Annotated in this window: 21 protein-coding genes; 13 read left to right on the forward strand and 8 right to left on the reverse strand. The window is 40.9% G+C overall.

The genetic code is table 11. The features are described from left to right. Positions 1-71 precede the first annotated feature (71 nt). From CSV67_RS04135 to CSV67_RS04165, 7 genes are all read left to right on the forward strand, one after another. Positions 72-1,262 carry an NEAT domain-containing protein gene (locus CSV67_RS04135; protein ID WP_099630374.1) on the forward strand — a complete coding sequence of 397 codons (1,191 nt, stop codon included), beginning with the start codon at positions 72-74 and terminating at the stop codon, positions 1,260-1,262. A 48-nt stretch (positions 1,263-1,310) separates the two neighbouring features. Next, positions 1,311-2,189: a heme ABC transporter substrate-binding protein IsdE gene (isdE, locus tag CSV67_RS04140; RefSeq protein ID WP_143560684.1), complete on the forward strand. Its 879-nt coding sequence runs from the start codon at positions 1,311-1,313 to the stop codon at positions 2,187-2,189. A gap of 33 nt (positions 2,190-2,222) precedes the next feature. After that, complete coding sequence (locus CSV67_RS04145) at positions 2,223-3,188, forward strand: FecCD family ABC transporter permease (RefSeq protein WP_099630376.1); 966 nt, start codon at positions 2,223-2,225, stop codon at positions 3,186-3,188. Positions 3,189-3,194: 6 nt separating this feature from the next. Then, entirely contained in the window at positions 3,195-3,965 is a 771-nt protein-coding gene (locus tag CSV67_RS04150; protein WP_099630377.1) for an ABC transporter ATP-binding protein, read from the forward strand. Positions 3,966-3,976: 11 nt separating this feature from the next. Then, a complete protein-coding gene (gene srtB, locus CSV67_RS04155) occupies positions 3,977-4,750 on the forward strand; it encodes a class B sortase (protein ID WP_099630378.1) in 774 nt (257 codons plus the stop codon). A gap of 109 nt (positions 4,751-4,859) precedes the next feature. Further along, positions 4,860-5,480: an NUDIX hydrolase gene (locus CSV67_RS04160; protein ID WP_099630379.1), complete on the forward strand. Its 621-nt coding sequence runs from the start codon at positions 4,860-4,862 to the stop codon at positions 5,478-5,480. A 19-nt stretch (positions 5,481-5,499) separates the two neighbouring features. Next, positions 5,500-6,249, forward strand: a complete 750-nt coding sequence (locus CSV67_RS04165) for an alpha/beta hydrolase (RefSeq protein ID WP_099630380.1) — start codon at positions 5,500-5,502, stop codon at positions 6,247-6,249. A gap of 90 nt (positions 6,250-6,339) precedes the next feature. Here CSV67_RS04165 and CSV67_RS04170 read toward each other — a convergent pair whose 3' ends face one another. Further along, entirely contained in the window at positions 6,340-6,762 is a 423-nt protein-coding gene (locus CSV67_RS04170) for an organic hydroperoxide resistance protein (protein ID WP_099630381.1), read from the reverse strand. 161 nt (positions 6,763-6,923) lie between these two features. Here CSV67_RS04170 and CSV67_RS04175 point away from each other — a divergent pair, with 161 nt between their 5' ends. Next, complete coding sequence (locus CSV67_RS04175) at positions 6,924-8,117, forward strand: DUF4317 domain-containing protein (protein ID WP_099630382.1); 1,194 nt, start codon at positions 6,924-6,926, stop codon at positions 8,115-8,117. 246 nt (positions 8,118-8,363) lie between these two features. Then, entirely contained in the window at positions 8,364-9,875 is a 1,512-nt protein-coding gene (locus CSV67_RS04180) for a malate:quinone oxidoreductase (RefSeq protein ID WP_099630383.1), read from the forward strand. Positions 9,876-10,121: 246 nt separating this feature from the next. On the opposite strand, the gene CSV67_RS04185 is transcribed toward CSV67_RS04180, so the two are convergent. Then, the gene (locus tag CSV67_RS04185; RefSeq protein ID WP_099630384.1) at positions 10,122-10,658 is read right to left on the reverse strand and encodes an ECF transporter S component; all 537 of its coding nucleotides are present in this window, start codon (positions 10,656-10,658) and stop codon (positions 10,122-10,124) included. A 543-nt stretch (positions 10,659-11,201) separates the two neighbouring features. Beyond that, positions 11,202-11,987 (reverse strand): TspO/MBR family protein, encoded by a 786-nt coding sequence (locus tag CSV67_RS04190; protein ID WP_099630582.1) that lies wholly within the window; start codon positions 11,985-11,987, stop codon positions 11,202-11,204. A gap of 155 nt (positions 11,988-12,142) precedes the next feature. On the opposite strand from CSV67_RS04190, the gene CSV67_RS04195 reads away from it, so the two are divergent. Together CSV67_RS04195 and CSV67_RS04200 are read left to right on the forward strand one after the other, a co-directional pair. After that, on the forward strand, positions 12,143-12,535 hold the full coding sequence (locus CSV67_RS04195; RefSeq protein WP_099630385.1) for a (deoxy)nucleoside triphosphate pyrophosphohydrolase: 393 nt from the start codon (positions 12,143-12,145) through the stop codon (positions 12,533-12,535). 24 nt (positions 12,536-12,559) lie between these two features. Then, entirely contained in the window at positions 12,560-15,463 is a 2,904-nt protein-coding gene (locus CSV67_RS04200) for a DEAD/DEAH box helicase (RefSeq protein ID WP_099630386.1), read from the forward strand. Positions 15,464-15,505: 42 nt separating this feature from the next. On the opposite strand, the gene CSV67_RS04205 is transcribed toward CSV67_RS04200, so the two are convergent. Next, positions 15,506-17,293, reverse strand: a complete 1,788-nt coding sequence (locus tag CSV67_RS04205; RefSeq protein ID WP_099630387.1) for a multicopper oxidase family protein — start codon at positions 17,291-17,293, stop codon at positions 15,506-15,508. Positions 17,294-17,451: 158 nt separating this feature from the next. Between CSV67_RS04205 and CSV67_RS04210 the strand changes: the two genes are divergently transcribed. Together CSV67_RS04210 and CSV67_RS04215 are read left to right on the forward strand one after the other, a co-directional pair. Beyond that, positions 17,452-18,309 carry a YitT family protein gene (locus CSV67_RS04210; RefSeq protein ID WP_099630388.1) on the forward strand — a complete coding sequence of 286 codons (858 nt, stop codon included), beginning with the start codon at positions 17,452-17,454 and terminating at the stop codon, positions 18,307-18,309. Between the two features lie 269 nt (positions 18,310-18,578). Then, on the forward strand, positions 18,579-20,033 hold the full coding sequence (locus CSV67_RS04215) for a protein adenylyltransferase SelO (protein WP_099630389.1): 1,455 nt from the start codon (positions 18,579-18,581) through the stop codon (positions 20,031-20,033). Positions 20,034-20,150: 117 nt separating this feature from the next. On the opposite strand, the gene CSV67_RS04220 is transcribed toward CSV67_RS04215, so the two are convergent. The 4 genes from CSV67_RS04220 to CSV67_RS04235 all read right to left on the reverse strand — a co-directional run bounded on the left by CSV67_RS04220 (position 20,151) and on the right by CSV67_RS04235 (position 23,509). Continuing rightward, complete coding sequence (locus tag CSV67_RS04220) at positions 20,151-20,822, reverse strand: ABC-2 transporter permease (protein ID WP_099630390.1); 672 nt, start codon at positions 20,820-20,822, stop codon at positions 20,151-20,153. Continuing rightward, positions 20,819-21,679 (reverse strand): ABC transporter ATP-binding protein, encoded by an 861-nt coding sequence (locus CSV67_RS04225; RefSeq protein ID WP_099630391.1) that lies wholly within the window; start codon positions 21,677-21,679, stop codon positions 20,819-20,821. The genes CSV67_RS04220 and CSV67_RS04225 overlap by 4 nt, the downstream gene beginning before the upstream one ends. Positions 21,680-21,684: 5 nt before the next feature. Continuing rightward, positions 21,685-22,056, reverse strand: a complete 372-nt coding sequence (locus CSV67_RS04230; protein WP_099630583.1) for a GntR family transcriptional regulator — start codon at positions 22,054-22,056, stop codon at positions 21,685-21,687. 124 nt (positions 22,057-22,180) lie between these two features. Further along, positions 22,181-23,509: a TrkH family potassium uptake protein gene (locus CSV67_RS04235; protein ID WP_099630392.1), complete on the reverse strand. Its 1,329-nt coding sequence runs from the start codon at positions 23,507-23,509 to the stop codon at positions 22,181-22,183. Positions 23,510-23,532: the final 23 nt, after the last annotated feature.

The raw sequence follows: 23,532 nt of genomic DNA on the forward strand, positions 1-23,532 counted from the left end.
CTTTCGCTTTTTCAAAAGCGGAGGGAAGTTCCTGTCGTTTTACGTAAGGTGTAAAGGAGTGTACGTCTGAAATGAAAAAAATGGTTTTGTTGCCCCTACTTTTGCTACTCATCTCCGCGTGGCTTCCTTTTCATTCTGTACACGCAAATGATATATATCATGTTGAACTAAGTTTTCTATCAGATGAAGCCGAGGGTGCAAACTTTTTATTTACTAAGCAGGCCACGTTAACTGTTAAGGAAGATCGCTATACATTATCCATTTCGGCAAAGAAAGATCATATCCTTACACAAATCACTGCCATGCAGCAAGGAAACAAAACGAGCACGCGACTGGATCGGGCAGAAAACTTAGTTCAGTTTGATATACAGGATATGCATCAAAAGATTGAACTCACAGGTACATATCGTTTAGGAAAGGAAAATACACAGCAATCCTTTTCATATGAAGTATTGATCCGGGGGCAGTCATTACCGAAGATTGACCAAAATCAACCAGCTAAGTCCATTCAGTCAGGTGATGATACGGTACACTACCGATTGCTTTCAGACGGTAAACCTTCGGCAATGAATGAATACGTCAATCCAGTACTGCGCATTGTAACACGTGACAATCGATACTATGCACAGTTAGAGATTCTTCAACCGAGTAAGGTCAAAGGCTTCACAGTAGAGCAACATGGCGATTTAGTGGAACCAAAAGTGGTATCGCAAAACAAGACGCGTATTGTGCAGTTTGAAATTGAAGATTTCCACAAGTGGACTCGTGTCTGGATGAAAGTCGAGGACTCTGAGAACTTGCATGTAGGGGAAGCGTTTTTACAAATTGCTATCGATCCACAACAAACAGCGAAGTTTTTGAGCAAGGTACCTTCAAACAACAAAGCAGTTTCTTCATTAACTAAACGAACTGAGCAACCTAGAGAAACCACTACTCCACCTAAACAAACCATGACCGAAAAAGAAAAGAAGATAGAGAAGCCGTCCGAAGAAAAAGAACAAAAGCAAGACGAGTTACCACCTCTTCTTCCGGAAGCGCAATTGGAATTTGATCGCACGGGGGACGATGTGGAGGAAGAACCAGCCAAGGTCGTTGCACAGGTAGCAAATGAACCGGAAGAGCTGGCCATTCATGTACAGGATGAACAAACGATTCCCTTTGATACAATGAAGATCGGTGTATTGTTCACATTATGTATTCTGTCGGGCGTCTTATTAATACGTCGACTGACAAAGAAAAATAACGTTACGAGTAATGAATAACGAGTGGAGGATTACATCGTGCAAAAAAAGTGGAGATATGCATGGCTGATGTTAGCAGTCATGACAGTGACTATTATCGCAGGCTGCGGAAATGATAAAGAAGAGAAAGCTGCTTCGACAGATAAAGTCGAGAAAAGTGAAAAAGCTGATACAAGTGATCAACGTATTATTGCGGGTACTGTAGTCATCGCAGATATTCTAGATAAGTTAGATATAGATGCCATCGCTGTTCCTGAAACGGAAAAAAATATGGCGAGTCGGTTTGATGGGCTTCCAACCATCGGTAATGCGATGACACCCGATATGGAAATTGTGAAATCAATGAATCCAACAGATTTTTTATCCGTTTCTACATTGGAGTATGACCTAGAAGCGGGCTTTGAACAATTGAATATTCCGACGACGTTTTTAAACTTCCAAAGTGTTGATTCATTGATACAAGAAATCCAAGGTCTTGGAGAACGCTATGACCGTAAAGCGCAAGCAGATAAATTAGTAGGGGACTTACAGAAAAAGATTGAAGCCGTGGAAGTGGTAGCGGCCAATCGCAAAGGTCCGAGTGTACTAATATTATTGGGAATTCCAGGCAGTTACTTAGTCGCGACGGAAAACTCCTACGCGGGTGATCTCGTGAAACGTGCAGGTGGAACGAATGTAATGGAAGGTCAAGATCCTGAATACTTATCGTCTAATACAGAGTATCTTCATAATAGTAATCCAGATATTATCTTGCGTTTATCACATGGTATGCCAGACGAAGTCGTGGAAATGTTCAACGAAGAGTTCCAAACGAATGATGTATGGAAGCATTTTGATGCAGTGAAAAATGGCAAAGTCTATGATTTGGAAGAAGAGTTATTTGGCACAACGGCTTCATTACAAGTACCTGAAGCATTAAGTGAGCTAATGAAGATATTCTATCGATAACTCGATGAATTTCGTTTGAAAAGGAAGGCCATCATGAGAAAAAGAATTGCTAGTTATGTAATCGTATCCCTGCTGCTTGTTGTAACCATCGTATATTCGGCTACGACAGGCAGTATTAAAATGGGGTTTTTCGAGTTTTTTAGCGCGCTCTTTGAACAAGGCAACAGTCAAATGGAAGCCATTCGTGATTTGCGTTTTCCACGGATGATTGTGGCGATATTTGCAGGCGCGGCATTGTCGGTTTCGGGTGTCTTGCTGCAGTCCGTTATGCGTAACCCCCTTGCGGATGCAGGGATTATCGGGATATCTTCCGGTGCGGCATTCGTGCAGTTATTCATTATTTCGCTCTTTCCGACACTTTTCTTCATGACGCCTTTATTTGCATTCATGGGTGGGGCGTTCGCTTGTTTTCTCGTCTTTGCACTATCGTGGAAATCCGGTCTTAGCCCGTTGAAATTAATTCTTGTAGGAATTGCAATTAATGCGATGTTTACGGGTGTTACCGAAGCATTTATCAGCTTTGGCGGTTCGTTAAACGTCTCAGCCTCAAGTGTGATCGGTTCGAATTTAACGATGCGTACGTGGAGTGATGTTTCCACTATTGCAACATACGGAACCATCGGACTAATTCTAGCGTTTGCCCTGTATAGCTGGTGTAATTTATTAGTACTACAGGATAAGACAGCAAAGAGTATTGGCTTCCATGTCGCGCGTGCCCGTTTAATCATTGCGGCAGTAGCTGTTTTACTAGCAGCCATTTCGGTCGTAGTGGCGGGTGTGATATCATTCGTTGGATTACTTGTACCGCATATTGCCCGCAGATTAGTTGGCTATGACCATAAGGTGCTCATACCGTTTACTGCACTTTTAGGGGCATTGATTATCTTGTTAGCTGACACGCTCGGTAGAACGATCGTGGCACCGCTTGAAATACCTGCTTCGACGCTAATGGCGATCATCGGCGGACCTTTCTTAATATTCTTACTGCGAAAAGAGTGACCTATTGTGGAAATAAAACGCATTATTGTATCGCATGATAATATAACGAATCATTTGGATGATGTCTCGACGTCCATTTCTAAAGGGAAAGTTACGACGATCATTGGGCCAAATGGTTGTGGAAAATCGACATTACTAAGTGTACTTTCTCGAAGTACTATGCCAACTTCAGGAACAGCTTCACTGGAAAATCGTGATTTAGTGATGTTTAAGCCGAAAGAGTTTGCGAAGAAGTTAGCGATTGTTTATCAGCAGAATGAAGTGCCAAAGGATTTGACGATTGAAAAATTAATTGGCTTTGGTCGGTTGCCTCATAAAACGTTATTGCAGAGAAACCAAGAAGAGGATTGCAAGGCTATAGATTGGGCATTAACCGTAACGAACCTGACCGACAAACGCCATAAAGACTTAGAAGCATTGTCGGGTGGAGAGCGTCAGCGTGTATGGATTGCGATGGCGTTGGCACAGCAATCAGAAATACTTTGCTTGGATGAGCCAACAACATATTTGGATATTTATTATCAAATTGAATTATTGGAGCTCGTGAAATCACTGAATGAAGACTATGGATTGACGATTGTCATGGTATTGCATGATATCAATCAGGCAATTCGGTACAGTGATGAGATCATTATGATGAAGAATGGTCGCATCATTGCAGAAGGACGGCCACGTGACATCATTACAAAGGATGTCATTAAAGAAGTGTATGGAGTCAACGCCGTCTTTAAGGAAGATGACGAATTAGGTCTTTATATGATGTCTCTTGGTATTTAGGAGGTAAGCGGATGAAGAAACGCCTGTCGAAACTTATGCCTTTCATTTATCTGGCAATCTTTCTCTACTCGGGTTATTTACTCTTGCAGTATTTGTATACTTACGTGGAATCAGCCAGTTCGTTGAAGGAAACGCAACAGATGTATGAAGTGGCATTAGAAAACACGGCCCAGGTTGCTGTAACAGGAGACGCCAAAGAAGAACTCTTGGAAGAGGATTCGATACGTCCACAGTTTGAAGAGTTACATGAAGTAAATTCAGATATCGTGGGCTGGATTTCAGTAGAAGGTACCAATTTGCATAACCCCATCTTGCAGGCTGAAGATAACGACTTTTATTTGAATCGTAACTTCACCCGGGAAAATAGTCGCGCAGGCAGTGTTTTCATGGATTACAGGAATGACATTAAGGATATGAGCCGCAACACGGTCCTCTATGGCCATGCGATGAGAAATGATACGATGTTCGGTAGCTTGAAGAAGTTTGGGGAGCAAGACTATGCAGACAAACACCCCATTATTTTCGTCGATACATTGTATGAAGGGTACGATATTGAAGTGTTTGCAGCATACGAAACGACGATTGACTTTTATTATATCGAAACCGATTTTCAGACGGATGAACAATTCTCGGAGTTTCTCGAGGAAATCGAATCACGTTCTCTGATTAATATGCCTGTTGAAGTAGGACTGGATGATCGGATTGTTACGCTATCGACTTGCAATAACTCTGTGAATAGTAAAGATAAACGCTATGTAGTGCAGGGGAAATTAGTGAAGCGCTAATGTATATGGATGAAATGAGGAGTTGCTCTGACAGGGTAGCTCCTTTAATTTCTTTAACGATTCGTCTGGAAATGATACGATAGAGTAAAACGATGAGGTGGGGGACTTCATGGACTTGGAACAACTACAAAATAAATTGTATGAAAATAAATCTTTATTCATTGGGGAGGAGACTGCGTTCCGTTCCGCTGTTATTATTCCGTTAGTAGAAGTGAAAGGGGAATGGCATGTACTATTTGAGGTGCGTGCTTTCACGATGAGGAAACAGCCGGGCGACATCAGTTTTCCCGGTGGCAAAATTGATATAACGGATGCATCGCCTATGGAAGCAGCTTTACGGGAGACGCACGAAGAGCTCGGGATTGATCCGAAGACGGTACAGATGATAGAAGAGTTAAGCCCGTATATTGCATCGCCTTCATTCGTCGTCTATCCGTTCGTTGCGGTCATTGATTATCAAGAAATCATTCGAAGTTATAATATAGAAGAAGTGGAAGAGGTATTTACTATTCCGCTTAAATGGCTGATGGAACATGAACCGTATATGCATTTGGTATCGATTGAAATAGCTCCGCCGGATAATTTCCCATTTGAAAAGATTATGAACGGAGACCAGTATAAATTCAGAAGTCATTCGCTTGAAGAATGGTTTTATGAATATGGTAATTATACAGTCTGGGGGCTGACGGCTAGAGTGTTAAAACATTTCATCGATATCGTGAAGAAATAAACTGGAATGAGGATCAAGTATGAAACAAAAGAGGACATGGAAATTTAAGTTATTTATTGGGCTAGCTATTTTCCTGTTAATGATTGCGGTGGGTTTCTTCCTATTCGCTAGCTCTTATTATAAAGCGCAATCTTACGCTAAAGAAAATTTGCACTCAGATACAGATGTACTAGTTACGAATGGAAAAGAGCTAGTGTTTGAACCTATCTTAAATAAGAAAAACATAGGTTTTATTTTTTATCAGGGAGCAAAAGTAGAAGCTGAAGCATACGCGCCCATGGCTAAGGAGATTGCTAAACAAGGCTATACGGTAATCATTCCCCATTTGCCGCTCAAGATAGCGATCTTCTCACCTGACCGGGCAGATAAGGTGATACGTAATCACCCTGAAATAGACACATGGTTAATAGGAGGTCATTCCCTAGGCGGTGTGACGGCATCGGATTATGCATCCCGCCATGAAAGGATTTCTGCGCTTGTGTTACTAGCTTCTTATCCCGGAAGTCACACGGATTTGAGTGAAGCATCGGTGGATGTACTGTCAATTTGGGCCAGTCATGATGAGGTGGCGGACGCGAAAAAGATTAAGGCGGCTAAGTCTAGTATGCCGAATGATGCGAGGTTCATTGAGATAGTAGGGGGGAATCACGCAGGCTTTGGTGATTATGGCATGCAGAAGGGTGACGGTAAAGCAGCTATATCGAATGAAGAGCAGATTATGAAGACATCTGCTACGATTGTGAAATTAATTGAAGGCTTGGAAAAATAGAAAGTATCTTCTGCTGAATTAAAAGGCTGTGCTTGAGGTCGTGTCTTCACGATTTTCAGCACAGCCTATAGCGTTTTTTAGAATATAGAATTAAAGTACTGTTAGTGTCACTTCAATATTGCCCCTAGTGGCTTTGGAATACGGACAGACTTGGTGCGCTTTCTCTACTAGTTGTTCAAGCTGTGCCTTTTCAATGTCTGTACCTGTTACTTGTAATTCAACTTCTAGATGGAAACCGCCATCTGTTTCGTCTTTGCACAGGCTAACGTTTGCAGTGACTTCCGATGAAAATTGAACGCGTTCTTTGCTTGCGACAAGTTGAAGCGCACCGTCGAAACAAGCTGCGTAACCCGCAGCAAATAATTGCTCAGGGTTAGTAGAGTTCTCTAATTCTTTTGCTCTTTTCGTTCCAGGCATTGCTGTATCAAACTCTACTACTTTGTCGGAGGATACCACATGTCCTTCTCTCCCCCCACTAGCTGTTGCTGTGGATGTAAATAATTTTTCTGACATGAAATCACTACCCCTTGTCTGATTTTTAGTCTCACTCCATTGTGTACCCGAATATTGGATAATTATGTGTGAAAACTTTAATCTTTTATGCACGTGTATAGTGACGTCATCCAACGTAGTGAAAAAGTGTATGTAAATCAGTTAGGAAGTGGGAACACGAAATGAATAAAAATGATATTGCAGATATCCGTAAACGATTTAAATTAGATACCGATCTTTTGACGATCACTGACATTTACCATGTCTATATTAGGCAGGAAAGTAGTGAGATTTACCATGAAGAAAGTCAGGCATTTGCTTTGCTTGACCGCGAGCAACAGGAACTGTTCATGACCAATTTTAAAAAGGTGCTTGGCGGTAAACTAGGTGTGAAGTTGTTTGAAGTGAAGTTTGAACGTCAGGATGAAGAGAGTCATGAAGATCACGCACAAAAACTATTGTATGAAGGATTGCAGGCGGAAGAAGCTGAAGAATGGAAAGAAGAGATGCAACATCTAGCACTAAAGATGGTGAAAGATGTCCAATATGAAAAAGATCTGGTCGTGACGTTTATTCGTGGTAACTACTTTAAGAAGACCAAGCGTAACAGTGAAGAATCTGAAATTGATATGCGAGATGAAGTGTTTACCACACCGTTTATCTTGTGCAGTATGAATCATACAGACTTGCCGAAGCGCTCCATTATATTTGACTTTCAAGAGCGTGAATTCAAATCGAATACGATGCTCGATCCAATCATTAATCTTGCTTCACCAATAGGTGGCTTTTTATTCCCTTGCTTTACAGACAATTCAGCTGATGTCAATCATGTACTATATGCCGCGGGTAAAGCGAATAAACCCGATTATACGTTCATAGAGAATGTCCTGAATGGCGAAGAAGTGGTTACCGCTGCCGATGATAAAGCCGTTTTCGAGGAAATTGTAAAACAAGTAGTCGGTGGTGAAGTAGATACGGAAACACTAGGAAATGTATATGAAGCAATCTATCGATTAACTGTAGCGGATGAAGAAGAGGAAGAACCGGAAGAACCACCAGCAATTGATGCGAAGCAAGTAGAACGTGTGTTGAAAATGAGTGGTGTCGACTACGTCAATACAGAAGCAGTAGAAACGGCTTTTCAGACTGTAGTGGATGACACCTCTTATGAAATGAAAGCAACTCACATCGTACCAAGCTATACGTCGAAATCGATTAAAATCGAAACCAAAGTAGCAAACATTTCAATCAGTCCACAAGACTTGAAATATGTGAAACAAGTGAACTATGATGGCAAGCAATGTATTTTAATTGAGGTAGAAGAGGATACAATCATTGAAGGATTCAAAGTGATTTCGGAAGACTTATTGACATGAAACCAACCATTAATCTAATAAAAGTCATAAAATGGTTCAAAATTCCGACATATTCCTAGCTTTATCCTGACAAATAAACAAGTCCCTTTAAACCTCGTTATATTTGATGTATAATAGAACAGATAGTAGTAGATGTATGGTTAAACTGAGACAGAATAAATGCTCCTAGTACGCGCCATGTAGGCTGTGACGCCTTATTTAGGAACATTTACGTTTCTGTAAATTTCACATATAAGGAAGGTCAAAATGAGTAATAGACAAACTAAATCAGATGTTATATTAATTGGTGCCGGAATTATGAGTGCAACGCTAGGAACGATGCTAAAAGAATTAGCGCCTGACTGGAAAATCTCGGTATTTGAGAAATTAGATAAAGCAGGGGAAGAGAGCTCGCATGAGATGAATAATGCGGGAACAGGGCACGCAGCATTGTGTGAACTGAACTATACTTCCGAAAAGTCGGACGGGACTGTAGATATCACCAAAGCGGTTAAAGTAAATGAACAGTTTCAATTATCCATGCAGTTTTGGTCACATCTAGTAGAGAAAAATTTGATTAAAGACCCTGAGCAATTTATTATGCCACTGCCACACATGAGTCTTGTACAAGGTGAAGACAATGTGACGTATTTGAAGAAACGCTTTGAGGCTATGACAGCAAATCCACTATTCGAAGGAATGGAGTTTTCCGAAGATCCGGAAAAACTAAAAGAATGGATTCCGTTGATCATGAAAGACCGTGCTGTCGATGAAGCAATTGCTGCAACGAAAATTGACACAGGTACAGACGTAAACTTTGGTGCATTGACTCGTATGTTAATCGAGCATATGCAAAAAGTGGGCGTTGATGTAAACTACGGTCATCAAGTAGAAGATATCAAACGTACAAGTGATGGCGAATGGGAATTAAAAATAAAGAATAACAAAGATGGCAAGCTTGAATTCCATAAAACTAAATTTGTTTTCATTGGTGGCGGAGGCGGAAGTCTTCCATTGCTACAGAAAACAGGTATTCCTGAAAGTAAGCATATCGGTGGATTCCCGATCAGTGGTGTCTTCATGGTCTGTAAAAATCCAGACGTAATTGCAAAACATCACGCGAAAGTATACGGAAAAGCAAAAGTTGGTGCACCACCAATGTCTGTCCCACACTTGGATACTCGCTATATTGATGGAGAAAAGTCCTTACTATTCGGACCGTTCGCGGGCTTCTCACCGAAGTTCTTGAAAGAAGGATCCATGATGGACCTTATTGGTTCCGTGAAACCAAATAACCTTACGACAATGCTTGCATGTGGTGCAAAAAATCTGTCGTTGACTAAATACTTGGTAGAACAAGTAGTACAAACAAAAGAACAACGTATCAATGAACTGCGCGAGTTTATTCCTGACGCGAAAAGCGAAGATTGGGATCTATGGACTGCAGGTCAACGCGTGCAAGTCATCAAAGATACTCCAGATGGCAAAGGTACGCTTCAATTTGGTACAGAGCTTGTAACGGATCAGGATGGTTCCATTGCAGCATTGCTTGGAGCTTCTCCAGGAGCATCAACTGCAGTAGCAGTTATGCTGGATCTGATTAACAAGTGCTTCCCGGAACAAGTAAGCGATTGGGAGCCAAAGTTGAAAGAAATGATTCCTTCATACGGAAAAGCATTAGCAGAGCATCCTGAATTATTGAAGGACATGCATGCTTCTACTTCCAAGATATTGAAGCTAACAGAAAATGAGCTGGAGAAAGAAACCGTTCATAACTGATAGTTTAAAATTTAAAACGCACTACTACGATGTATGTCGTAGTAGTGCGTTTTTTGTTGTACTCTTTCGTATAATTAGCGTGTTGCAGGAGTTCAAGTACGTCTTGATGTTTGGTGGAACCCTAGGTTGTACTAATTTTTCCTAGGCATTACCCTAACAATTAATGAATGTTATTTTCTAATGCCAATCTTAAATTATAAGCTAAAAGAGAAATCCTCTGCTCATTTATTTGGCAGAGGAAATTACTTATTTAAACATTGAAACCTTCTTCAACATCGCACAAACCGGTATAGCAATGGCGATTCCCACTGCACATTGGACCAAATCACCAGGAATGGAAGCAAGCGGGATGATCAAACTGTGATATAGAATACTCTCTCCGATATAATAGCCAGCAATAGTGAATGGTATGGAAGCTAGCATGGCGAGTAGATTGAACTTGAAGCTCGTTCCTTTACGACCGTTTGACCAAGCGATTTTACCTACGATATAACCTTGCAAGCCGCGTGTTAGGATAGTAATAGGTGCCCATAGAGCCCACCCGCTAACCAAGTCGAACAAGCCCATTCCGACAGCTCCAGCAATCATACCTTTCTTCGGTCCGAATAAAATGGAGACAATGAACAACATGGAGGTTCCAAGGTGAATTAGTCCGCCGTTTCCAAGAGGTAGTTTAATATTAAGTAAAAGAGTAGCGACGAATACGAGTGATGCAAGCATGGATGTCAGTATTAGATCAAACGTCTTCGTTCGTTGTGCCGGATAGCTATGTGTTTTTTGCATGGCCTAAACCTTCCTCACCTAAAAAGTAGTAAATTTAGAATAAAGGAAATCTGATACTTTAAAAAGAGTCAATTTATAATAAATTTAAGTGGTCAGGGCAAAGACTTTTCACATAGTTTTAAAAAACACTGGCTCTTTAGTTGTGGAATTTTTTATTGGATATATCTTCTCGAACTATATGTTATTTGACAATAGAAGTGGGGAGATAAAGAAAATGATAAAAGTACACGTAATTGGTGCAGGCAGGACAAGGTTAGATAACACCAATTAACTCTGACGCGCAGAGGGTTTAATAGAGTTTTTTAAAGGGGATTTATGGCTGGAAGCATAGTTGAAATCATAACTTGAATCAATTATTCCCTAGCAAAGTATATCGGTTGACCTGTGCAACGATTTAATCGTCCCCGATTGGACAGGCTGTTAAAAACATCACGATAAGTTTTTGTAGTAGTATGTAAGTATTGGGTATTGTATGATAACACGACCTGATGGCATGATTATTTGACGCAAAGGAAGAGGCAATAGCCTGCTCCTTTGCGCTTTTTATTTGCGAAGCTTTTTTGCTGCAACGAGTACAATAGACAAAACTATGAGCACCAAACAGATTATGATAGATAAGATAATAGAAGGATACTCTCCATTAAATTCACTTTCTGAAGTGTGCTTAGAATATATCCCGTAATATGCCCAAATCAATACAAGTGCGTAGGCTATATCCTGGCGTCGGATCGTTGTTAGAATTCCGATAGCAGCTCCGACGAATAAAATGATAATCGTCCATGTGACGTCAGATAAACTCAATCCGTCCCACTCAATAGAAACGAGAAAAGCGGTAATGTTTGCAATCGTAGCGATAGTAATCCATCCGAAATAGATGCTGAACGGGAGCTTTATGAAGAACGCTTCTCTTCTAGTCAGTGAAGCATTAAATGTGAGGGTATTGATTCTTATTAATGTCAGCAACATGAGTAACATGACTATAACGGAAAGTAACAGATATTCATAATGCCATAAGAAAATCCACGATGCATTCAATACAGAAGAGATACAGAACCATATGCCTACTTGACTTAGAAGTTGTGGATTTTTATTCTTTTGGAAAAAGCCTAGTTGATAGATAACATGGAATAATAACAGTAAGTAGATCAGACTCCAAATAGAAAACGTAAATCCCGCCGGCGCAAATAGATTTCCGTATTTATCCGATAGCTCACCAGTCGTTTGTCCATTTAGAGGAAGGATATTGGCCAATGCGTTAGCTGTGATCATGATTGCGTAGGTGATAACAATAGCTATGCGTAACAGCGCAGAAGGTTTCTTTTGTTTCATTTCCACACCTCCACTTTGTTTCATTATAGTGTAGTCCATAGTTAAGTATTCCTGATTTAATGCAGAGTGAAACATGGGAAGCCTTCTTCAATTTATAATGGTTGATGGTATAATGGATCCCAAATGGGTGGGTAATAAACTGGAGGTCGGAACGCATGAAGAAAAATGTGCATGTAGTGGGAGCGGTGATTGAAAACGAGAAAGGTGAAGTATTAGCCGCACTTCGTAGTCCTACGATGACACTGCCGAATTATTGGGAGTTCCCTGGAGGCAAAATTGAAAAGGGGGAAACACATCAGCAAGCCTTGCGACGTGAAATTCAAGAGGAACTCGGTTGCACCATTACTGTAGGAGAAGCAGTAGAAGACACTACATATGAGTACGAAAAAGTCATTGTTCGATTAGAAACATTCATGTCGAAGATCGTAGAAGGAAAGCCTGTGGCGACAGAACATGCGGAATTACGTTGGATTGCAAAAGATCAGTTACATACGCTGGAGTGGGCACCTGCGGATATACCGGCGATTGAAAAATTGGAAAATCAATAGCATGAAGAGAGAGGTGTCTGTGGGATGGGAGATTTTATTCGGCAGCTGGAAGCGTCTTTGCACAAGGGGTTTGTGAATAAAGAACATAAGCAGAGTGACAGTTATAAACCGGAGCTATTGGTGAATAATTCAATAAAGAATACGACGGTGCTATCCTCGATTCAGGATGAACTTCGACACTGTGACCAATTCTTATTTTCAGTGGCATTTATCACGGAAAGCGGATTGGCTACACTTAAATCTTTATTTTACGATTTACATAAACGGGGCGTAAACGGCCGAATCATTACGTCTACTTACTTATATTTCAATCAGCCAAAAGTATTTCGTGAGCTTCTAAACATTCCGAATGTAGAAGTACGTCTTACTGAAAAGGAAGGCTTTCATTCAAAGGGTTATATTTTTCAACAAGGTGATCAATATTCATTAATCGTAGGTAGTTCAAACTTAACGGCCCATGCGCTACAAGTGAATTATGAGTGGAATGTGAAACTGACGTCACATCGTGATGGGGAGATCGTCTATCATTTTAAAGATCAGTTTGAGGATGTATGGTCAGATGCCAATGTATTAACTGAAGAGTGGATTGAACACTATGAAACGGTTTATCAAGAACATGCAGATCGGACAAGCGCGGCTCAAGTATTTGAGCATCCATCGGCCTATCAAACCAATGCAATTGAACAGGCGTTAGAGATTACGCCAAATAAAATGCAACAGGCGGCTCTGGCGAATATTGAAGCGGTGCGTGCGAACGGTCAGAATAAAGGGCTGGTCATTTCGGCAACGGGTACAGGAAAGACGTATCTATCCGCTTTTGATGTTCGTAAATTTGCACCGAAACGTATGCTGTTTATTGTGCATAGAGAGCAAATCTTGATGAAAGCTATGCAAGACTTTAAGCGAGTACTCGGGGGAATCGACGAAGATTTTGGATTGTATGTCGGAGCGAATCGGCAATCGGGTAGGAAGTATGTGTTTGCGAGTATCCAAACATTGTCTAAGCCTGAAAATCTTCGGGACTTTAATCCGGAAGACTTTGATTATATTTTGATTGATGAAGTACACAAAGCGGGTGCGACGAGCTATTTACGTGTGATCAACTATTTCACACCCAAGTTTCTAATGGGGATGACCGCGACACCTGAACGAACAGACGATTTCAACATATACGAGCTCTTCGATTATAATATTGCGTATGAAATCCGTCTTCAGGAAGCACTAGAAGAAGATATGTTGTGTCCGTTCCATTATTTTGGAGTGACGGATTTTGAAATAGACGGTGAGTTAATTGGTGACCACACGGTTCTTTCTAAATTGGTAACGAATGAACGTGTAGAGCATGTCATTGAAAAAATTTCCTATTATAGTCATGCAGGTGATCAAGTGAGGGGCTTGATGTTTTGTAGCCGAAAAGAAGAGGCACTTGAATTATCAAGAGAACTAAATTTGCGTGGCTATAGAACCGTAGCATTAACGGGTGATGATTCGTATGATGAGCGCATGCGCAGAGTCGTTCAGCTAGAAAAAGGAGAACTCGATTATATACTGACTGTGGATATTTTCAATGAAGGTATCGATATCCCAAGTATCAATCAGGTGGTCATGCTTAGACAAACACAGTCCAGTATCATTTTTATTCAACAACTAGGGCGAGGACTGCGTAAAGATGAAGATAAGCCATTTGTTACGGTCATTGATTTTATCGGAAACTATGCGAATAACTATTTGATTCCAATTGCGTTGTCTGGTGACCGTTCGATGAATAAAGATAATGTTCGACGAAATATGAAAGATACTAGTTATATCAAGGGTGTCTCGACAATCAATTTTGAGGAAGTTGCACAGAAGCGTATTTTCAACGCAATCAATAGCAGTAATTTAACGTCTATGAAAATCTTGAAAGATGCGTATCAGGATCTGAGGAATAAAATTGGTAAAGTGCCTTATCTATATGATTTTATCGAACAGCACTCTATCGATCCAGTCGTTATTATAAGCAAACACAATAATTACTTTGATTTTCTAATGAAAGTTAAATCTACAGAAGATCCTATTCCAACGATCACACCATATGAAAGTCAGATATTAACGATGTTCTCTCTGGAATTGATCAATGGCAAACGGATTCATGAAGTAGTGCTAGCCGAGATGTTGCTCAATAAGGGCAAAGTTCGTTTGGACGAATTCATCTACGAGCTGAAGTCTACAGGCTGTCAAGTTGATGATGATACGATCGAATCCGTCACGCGAATCTATGACTTATCGTTTTTCACACAAAATGCCCAAAAGAAATACGGAAATCAAGCGATTATTACGATGGATCATAACCAAGTGTTCACATTTAACGAAAAAATCCAACAGAGTATTGAACAGGATTCGTACGTAGTATCTCTAATTGCAGACGTGTTGCGCAGTGCGAAGGAAAAGTCGAGAGTATACGATTGCGCTCACAAGTTAACGCTGCATGCCAAATACTCACGTAAAGATGTATGTAAATTATTGAATTGGCAGGCGGACGAAAGCTCGACGATGTATGGTTATAAAACGAAACATGGAACTTGTCCTATATTCGTAACGTATCATAAGCATGGAGAAGTAGAAGCAAGTGTGGATTACGGTGATGAATTCATCAATCCTGAGTTATTCAAATGGTATACACGCAGTAACCGAACGTTGCGATCGAATGAAGTACAAACTATTATTCAGGCTAAGGAAAAGGATATAGATATTCATCTATTCGTGAAGAAAGATGACGACGAGGGAACAGACTTCTATTATTTGGGTAAAGGCCTACCTGACCAGCAAAGTGTTGCGGAAGACTATATGATAGACGGTAAAGGAAAGCGTTTGCCAGTAGTCCATATGAACATGGTAATGGAACATCCAGTAGAAAATAAACTCTATGATTATTTGATAGAAGCCTAAAAATCCCCGCGAGATTAAAATATCTCGCGGGGCTCATTTTCATTATTCACATTCACAACGATACGTCTCAGAACAAGGAGGACACGTAGGACACTTTTTATGACGACGTTCTTCTTTCGATGGGTGATTTGATTTCTTTTTCCTGCAAGTACAGGTTTTTTTACATGTACACTTGCCGTGACATCTGCAATTCTTCTTGCACTCACATTTACGTTTTGGTTTATGTTCCTTGCATATGCAGTTATTTTTGCAACCACATTTGCGCTCCACTACTTCGAAAGAACGCATCATATCATGATCTTCGTGCTCTAAAATATGACAATGATACATATAGCGACCGGTGAATGGAGCAAAACGCATAATGACTCGTGTCACAAATCCAGGCGGAGATTGAACGACGTCTTTCCAGCCTCGTTCATTAACGTCAGGTTGTACAGGAGGACCCGTGAAACTAAGTAAGCCATTCGCCGTGAAGCCTTGGGCGTCAAAGGGAATACGGTCGAGAATCTGGAATTGAATCAAGTGGATGTGTATAGGATGCGTTGCGCCCGCCGTGTTGATGATGCGCCAGATCTCTGTATCATTCAGTTTAGGCTTGAAATCGATTCGTTCCATGAAACCTTTATTATTAAACAAGAACTTTAAACGACCATATTCATCGATGTCTGCATCCAATGTAATGTCACGTGTTTGGGCGGCGTCACATTCCCGTAGTTTAGGTATGTTGCTGAGTATAGCGGGAACTTTGCTTGTATCTGGTCCTGTTAATTCAACCACTCTAAACTGCATAATCTGTCCATCGGTTTCAGGGTCAGGGAGAGTGCCTATTGGCGGTGGGAAATCAAATGGTGTGGCTGCAGTATTCTCTAATACGACCGTATCGTCGGGTGCCAGTTTAGAAAAATCAATAATTACATCCATCCGTTCAGCGGGTGCAATCGTTAACGCATCCATATATACAGGCGTTTCCAATAACCCACCATCTGAGCCGATTTGTATAATTTTTTGTCCGTTTGATAAGTTCATTTTGTAAAAGCGTTCATTTGAGGCGTTCAATATGCGGAATCGGTACTTTCTTGGCTCTACTTCTAGGTAGGGCCAGACCTTACCGTTAACTGTGATGTTTTCAAACGCTTCACCAGGTGTGACGGATGGATGCGGGAATGTCAATCCAGGCTGTACAGGTCCTGGTCTTACAGTAGTTGTGTCTGAATAGAAAAGGGAGCCGTCTTCGTTAAAGCCGCGATCAGCGATAATTAATGGAATTTCATACGCCCCGGAAGGAAGTTTTAGTTTGCGTTCTTCTTCATCGCGAATAATATACATGCCAACGAGACCCGCATAGACATTTAAACGGGTAATGCCGACTGCGTGATCATGGTACCAAAGTGTAGCGGCACGCTGATTATTATTATATTTATAAACGGTAGAGTCAAATACTGGACCCACTGTATGATAGTTATTCGTAAACCATGCTTCAGGATGTCCGTCACTTTCGGGCTCTACTTCCGCTCCGTGTAAATGCACCACTGTACGAACATCTGGCATATGTTCGCTTGAACCGTGGAGTGTTCTATCAATCGGTAGGAAATGTTTATCGGGTAGTTCGTTCTTCCACTTGATATGTGCACACTCGCCGCTGTTTACATTTACTAAAGGACCGGGGAATTGCCCCTCATATCCCCAAATCTTTGTTGGGGTCAGCTCTGAATGAAATTCGTGGAAGAACTCCTTCATCCCAATTTCAAAGTACGAGAAGCATTTATGCCTCTCGAGTGGAGTTAGATATTGTGGAATAGGTAGTGGATCAATAAACGGTGTTAATTTCAATACATCGCTTCCTTCCAAGTGAATTTACTATCGAAACTAGTAGATGCATAGAAGGGATCACTTATGCCTATAAACTACGGATAGGCTATTCACCGCTTACAATATGATGTAAAATAGCAAAAGTGCTTTTAGCTCATCAAGATAGGGAGGTTTTATAAATGAAGACCCGTTCACCGAGAAAAAAGCTACTGATTGAATATGTTTGGATTATGATCGGATCCATGTTAGTCGGTTTGGCTTTCAATATATTTTTCTTACCAGCAAGACTCGCAGCAGGGGGGGTGTCTGGTATTAGTACCATTCTGTATGAGATGTATGGATTTGAACCCGCCTTTGTGCAGTGGCTTATTAATATCCCGATATTTTTTATAGGTCTTGTGCTTCTAGGTAAGGATTTTAGTCTAAAAACATTAGTGGGAACATTTTTTGTACCGCTAACCATTTGGCTGACTGCCGATATTCCTTCAACGATTGATAATCCTTTATTGTCAGCAATCTATGGGGGAATTATGTTAGGTGTAGGGCTTGGCATAGTCTACCGGGGAAATGGATCAACTGGAGGACTTGCGACAGTGGCTCAGGTTGTTAAGAAGTACACGGGTCTGTCTAGTGGGTATGCGCAATTATTCGTGGATGGATTGGTTGTGATTGCGTCCGCTATCGTATTTAATCTGGAGTTGGCATTATTTGCGATGATGGCGATTTTTGTGACGAGTAAGGTGATTGACTTTGTACAGTTACAAACATCTCAATCTAAACTAGTATTGATTATTACGGATCATGAAGAACATATCCAGACGATTATCAAGGAGAAGATTGATCGTGGATTGACTAAAGTTCGTTCGGTAGGTGGCTTTTCCAATCAGGAAAAGACCATGATTCTATGTGTGGTTGAGCAATCGGAAGCAATTTACTTGAAGAAGATCTTAAGAGAGGAAGAACCTCAGGCATTTGTCGTCTTTCTAAATGCTTCGGAAATTCTCGGTAGAGGATTTTCACTCGCAAAAGTATCTTGAAAAAGCTATCCTCGACACCAAGTGATGTCTAGGATAGCTTTTTTATGATCATACTGGCTCGTAGTTTGCTCTGCCACACCTCCAAATAGGATGGTTGATCAATAGTACGGGCTGTTTGAAGGGATGTCAGTGATTCGATTGCTTTGGCTGACCTCTAACCGAAATGATACAATACATGCATCTGATATAGAAAGTAAATTAAGTAAAATAGTGCACGAAAAATAAAAGTGATTCATACTAGAGCAGCATATGGAAAGGAAGAAGAACAGATGAAACGTAACCCGAACATCGGCTGGAATGTTGAATGCAGTTACCGTGAATTACCGGAAACATTTTACACAGTAGTGGAACCAAATACCGTCAGCTCACCGCAACTGGTTCTGACTAATGATGAACTGGCGTTATCGCTGGGACTCGATGAAAAACAATTGCATTCGGAAGAAGCGATCGCTGTTTTTTCTGGAAATGAAAAACTAAAAGGAATAGAACCAATTGCTCAGGCCTACGCGGGTCATCAATTTGGTAATTTCACCATGCTAGGTGACGGGCGTGCCATGCTGTTGGGTGAGCAGTTGACGCCAGAAGGACAACGGATGGATATTCAATTGAAGGGATCAGGAAGGACACCTTATTCGCGCGGTGGTGACGGACGTGCGGCCCTCGGACCCATGTTACGTGAGTATTTGATTAGCGAAGCGATGCATGGTCTGAATATCCCCACAACACGCAGTTTAGCCGTCACGGTAACGGGGGAGCCTGTTTTACGTGAAACGGCTTTGACAGGTGCCGTGTTGACAAGAGTTGCTTCAAGTCATTTACGTGTTGGTACATTCCAATATGCGGCAGCCAGACAAGAAGTCAAAGATTTACGTGCTCTTGCAGATTACACAATTCAACGCCATTATCCTGAAGTGGAATCAGAGCCACAACCATATGTAGCATTACTTGAAAACGTCATAAAGCGTCAGGCATCTTTGATCGCGAACTGGCAGCTTACCGGCTTTATTCATGGTGTGATGAATACGGACAATATGGCAATTAGCGGCGAGACGATTGACTATGGACCGTGTGCGTTTATGGATAGCTATGACCCGCAAACCGTCTTTAGCTCAATTGACGTGCAAGGACGCTACTCTTATCGCAATCAACCCGGTATAGCAGAGTGGAATCTGACTCGTTTTGCCGAAACACTGTTGCCATTGCTTCACGAAGAACAAGCGGAAGCAGTGAAGCTGGCGGAGAATGAACTTTCCAATTTCGCCATGATTTACGGCTCGGCATGGTTAACGGGTATGAGGTCTAAATTAGGTTTGTTCAATAAAGAGGAAGCCGATGAAACATTGGTAAAAGATTTGCTGACTATCATGAAAGAATATCAAGCTGACTATACAAATACGTTCCGTTCGTTGACGCTTGGACAGCAAGAAGAATGGTTCGACGAGCCCGATTTTCTTGAGTGGAAAAAGCGTTGGGTTGATAGACTGCAACGTCAGTCAGAAGACGCGCAAGCAGTAGAGTTATTGATGAAGCAACATAATCCATCGGTCATTCCGAGAAACCATAGGGTAGAAGAGGCGTTACAGGCAGCTGAAACTGGAGATATGCATCCGTTTATGAAGCTACTTGAAGTTCTAGAAAACCCTTATGCATATACGGTCGAACAAGAAGAATACGTGAATCCGCCTGAAGACGGAACTACTTTTCAAACGTATTGCGGAACTTAAAAAGAGATGCCCTATTAAAAGTGACTACACTTCAATGGGGCATCTCTTTTGCATGGAAGTGAGGTCAAAATCTATTAAATGACGATTTTTAATTACAAAGGCTATTTGATAAATAAATTACCCATGATCAAAATCTATTTTACGCACGATCCGTATCGATAACAGAATAGATAACCATGTCAGTAGGGCGCTGACTAGTATAACTGAGAGTGCGATTGTCCATTGATTGGTAGTTATAAGATCTGCGGTATGCAGAAAGAATTGTTGTTCTGCAACCATTCTGGGATTTTCCATGATATTTAATATGATTCTAAACGACATCATGCTCAATAACGGCAAGGCAATCGTTAAAGAAGTCGCCAGTACATGGCCCGCCTTAAATTGTAGCGGATAAAAGAGCGAAATGATGACGTAAAAACATCCAAGCGAGATGAGTACTTCAGGGATAGTCATCATCCGGGTAGGAAAAGGAGCGAACGTATCGAACAAGAAGATATAAAATAACACAGCGGCTGCTGACAAACCGAACCAGATGAAACCAGATGCATACTTCGCTAGTACGAATTGTTTTCTTGTAACCGGAAGGCTGTTTATTAAGACTGATTCTTTCTGAAATGCCTTATTACTTGTTGAAATAGCTATGAAATAAGCGACGAAGATTAGAAGTAAAACATGACGGACAGGTTGACCGTCTGTGAAAAAGTTTGTGAAAATAATGAACCATAATGCTGTAAGTAAGAAAGTACTCGCCTTTTGTGTGTATAAGTCTTTTCGGATCAAGGCATTCATTGGATTCCTCTCCTTCCGGTGTAGTACATAATATCTTCGAGTGTCGGTTTTTCAATAAGCAATGATGATAGGTGCTCTAAAGGAATTTCCACGGTATCTGCCAGACATTCAAAACCGACGTCTGTAGTGCGTAGTCCAATCACAGGGAATCCATCAAGCAGAGTACGCTGATCGGTTGTACCTTTGACTAATACATAACGTTCGGTGAATTCGTCTTTCTCACCTTGAAAGATAATCTCTCCCTGATGAATGAAAACAATGAAATCCGCTATTTTCTCTAAGTCAGTCGTAATGTGCGTTGAAAAGAAGATAGCCTTTTCTTCGTCTTGTATGAGATCCTGCATCATGTCGAGCAGTTCACGTCGGACAATGGGATCCAGACCGGCCGTTGGTTCATCCATAATGATAAAGTCAGGATGGTGTGAAAGAGCCATTGCAAGTGAAAATTTCATTCGCATCCCTTTTGATAAATGTTTTACTCGTTGTGCTGTATTCAACTGAAACTTTTTTAGATAGTAATAGAATAGTTCATCGTCCCACTCTGAATAAAAGGGGGCAAGAATGCGCTTGTTTTTCTCAATAGTCAGGTCTTCATAATAGAAATCAGCATCGTAAACGAAACCGATGCGATCCTTGATATCTACAGTGTGGTTTTTATGTGACGTGCCAAATACACGTATTTCTCCTTGATCAGCTCGAATTAAATCCATTAGACAGCGGATTGTAGTTGTTTTCACAGCACCATTTGCGCCGATAAATCCTGTAATGAATCCTTTTTTAATATCAAAGTTCAGGTTGTTCAGTGCAAAGCCCTCAAACTGTTTCGTTAGATCTCGTACTTCCGCTATATTTTCCATTCTTTTCACTCCTCGTATAGCAATGTCAGCATATGGATTAACTCTTCCAATCCCACGTCAAATGCTCTCCCGTCTTGAATAACATTCAGCAGCTGGTCTTCAATTTTCTTTAACTGCTCTTCTTTCAATAGCTCGTGATTCTGCGCAGCAACAAATGATCCTTTTCCTGGGAATGTCTCAATAAGCCCATCCCGTTCCAGTTCTTCATAAGCTTTTTTCGTTGTGATGACACTGATCTGCAGATCTTTCGCCAATTTGCGTATGGAAGGTAGTGCTTCTTTCTCTTTCAGCGCCCCCAATAAAATCTGTTCTTTCAGTTGATTTTTAATTTGTACATAAATCGGTTGGTTCACCGAATTGGAGATGACAATATTCAATACATCACCCTTTTTCTCTTCATACTGTATATGAACAGTATACACAGTATGAATGTTTAAGTCCACAATAAAAAACCTCCAGAGTAAAATCTTGGAGGTCTTCGATAGGAACAGTTACTGTCAATTAACCCGTTTGCACTTGATCATACGAGTAATGGTAAGACTCTTTCCTTTTGTGAATCAGCAAGAAGAATAAAGTTAATGGCCCTATGCGGCCTAAAAACATGACAAAACAAAGAATCATTTCACCTGCAGGACTAATGTCTTCTGTAATTCCCAATGAAAGTCCTACAGTCGCGAAAGCCGAGACTGTCTCAAATAATAAAGGCAGGAAAGGCATCTTTTCAGTAACAGTCAGCAAAAATAAAGCGACAAAGATAATAACAGAGCTCACCGCTCCTATGGCCATAGAACGAAATATGACTTCTGTCTTGATTGTACGCCGGAAAATATGGGGTTCTCTTATTCCCCTGAAGTAAGAAATTGTCGCCAGCAAAATAATCATAAAGGTCGTTAACTTTATTCCGGAAGCAGTAGATGCGCTACCTCCACCAATAAACATGAGAAGGAGTGTCAGTAATAGAGAAGACTCCTCCATATCTCCGACGACTACCATATTGAATCCAGCAGTACGTGGTGTCACGGCTTGAAAGTATGAGGTCCAAAGCTTGTCAATAAAAGTCAAACTACCAATAGTTTTTTCATTATGAAACTCTAGTATGAGTAAAAAGAGTGTAGCAATCGTGTTCAATATTAGCGTACCGAATATCATCATTTTCGTGTGTAGTGTCCATTGTTGGATGGATCTCTTTTGAAGGATGTCCTTCACTACAATAAAGCCGATTCCTCCAATAATAAATAACCCGGAAAGGATGATTGTAACAATAGCGTTACCTGCAAATGAAATCAAATTGTCTGGGAATAATGAAAACCCCGCATTATTAAAGGCGGATATTACATGGAATACACTGTAATACATTCCTTGTTTCCAACCAAACTCAGGTACCCAAACAGTGCATAATGCGATAAATGCAATTCCTTCGATTGCAATTACGAATGTTAATATTTCACCTACAAAGCGAACCGTTCCACCAATAGACTGATAGTTGAATGTTTCTTGGATAAATATGCGGTTTGTCATACCGACTTTTCTTCCTAAAATAATGAGCGTGGCAACGGCAAATGCCATTAATCCGACACCGCCTATTTGGATCAGTATGAGCAACACGACTTCACCAAAAATGGTGAATGTAGCGGTGATATCAAAAACGCTCAGTCCAGTGACAGTTGTAGCGGAAGTGGCAGTAAACAATGCATCGATCCAGCCAATAGGTTTATACGTAGCAAGGGGGAATTTTAATAATATGGTCCCGATGACAATAGTGAATAGGAAAGAGGCAGCAATTAGAGCAGGAGGAGAAATAGTATGTCTACGTTTTTTAATAGCTGTCATGATCTTTTCATCTCCCGGTAGAT

This window comes from Sporosarcina sp. P2 (assembly GCF_002743255.1).
Taxonomy (GTDB): domain Bacteria; phylum Bacillota; class Bacilli; order Bacillales_A; family Planococcaceae; genus Sporosarcina.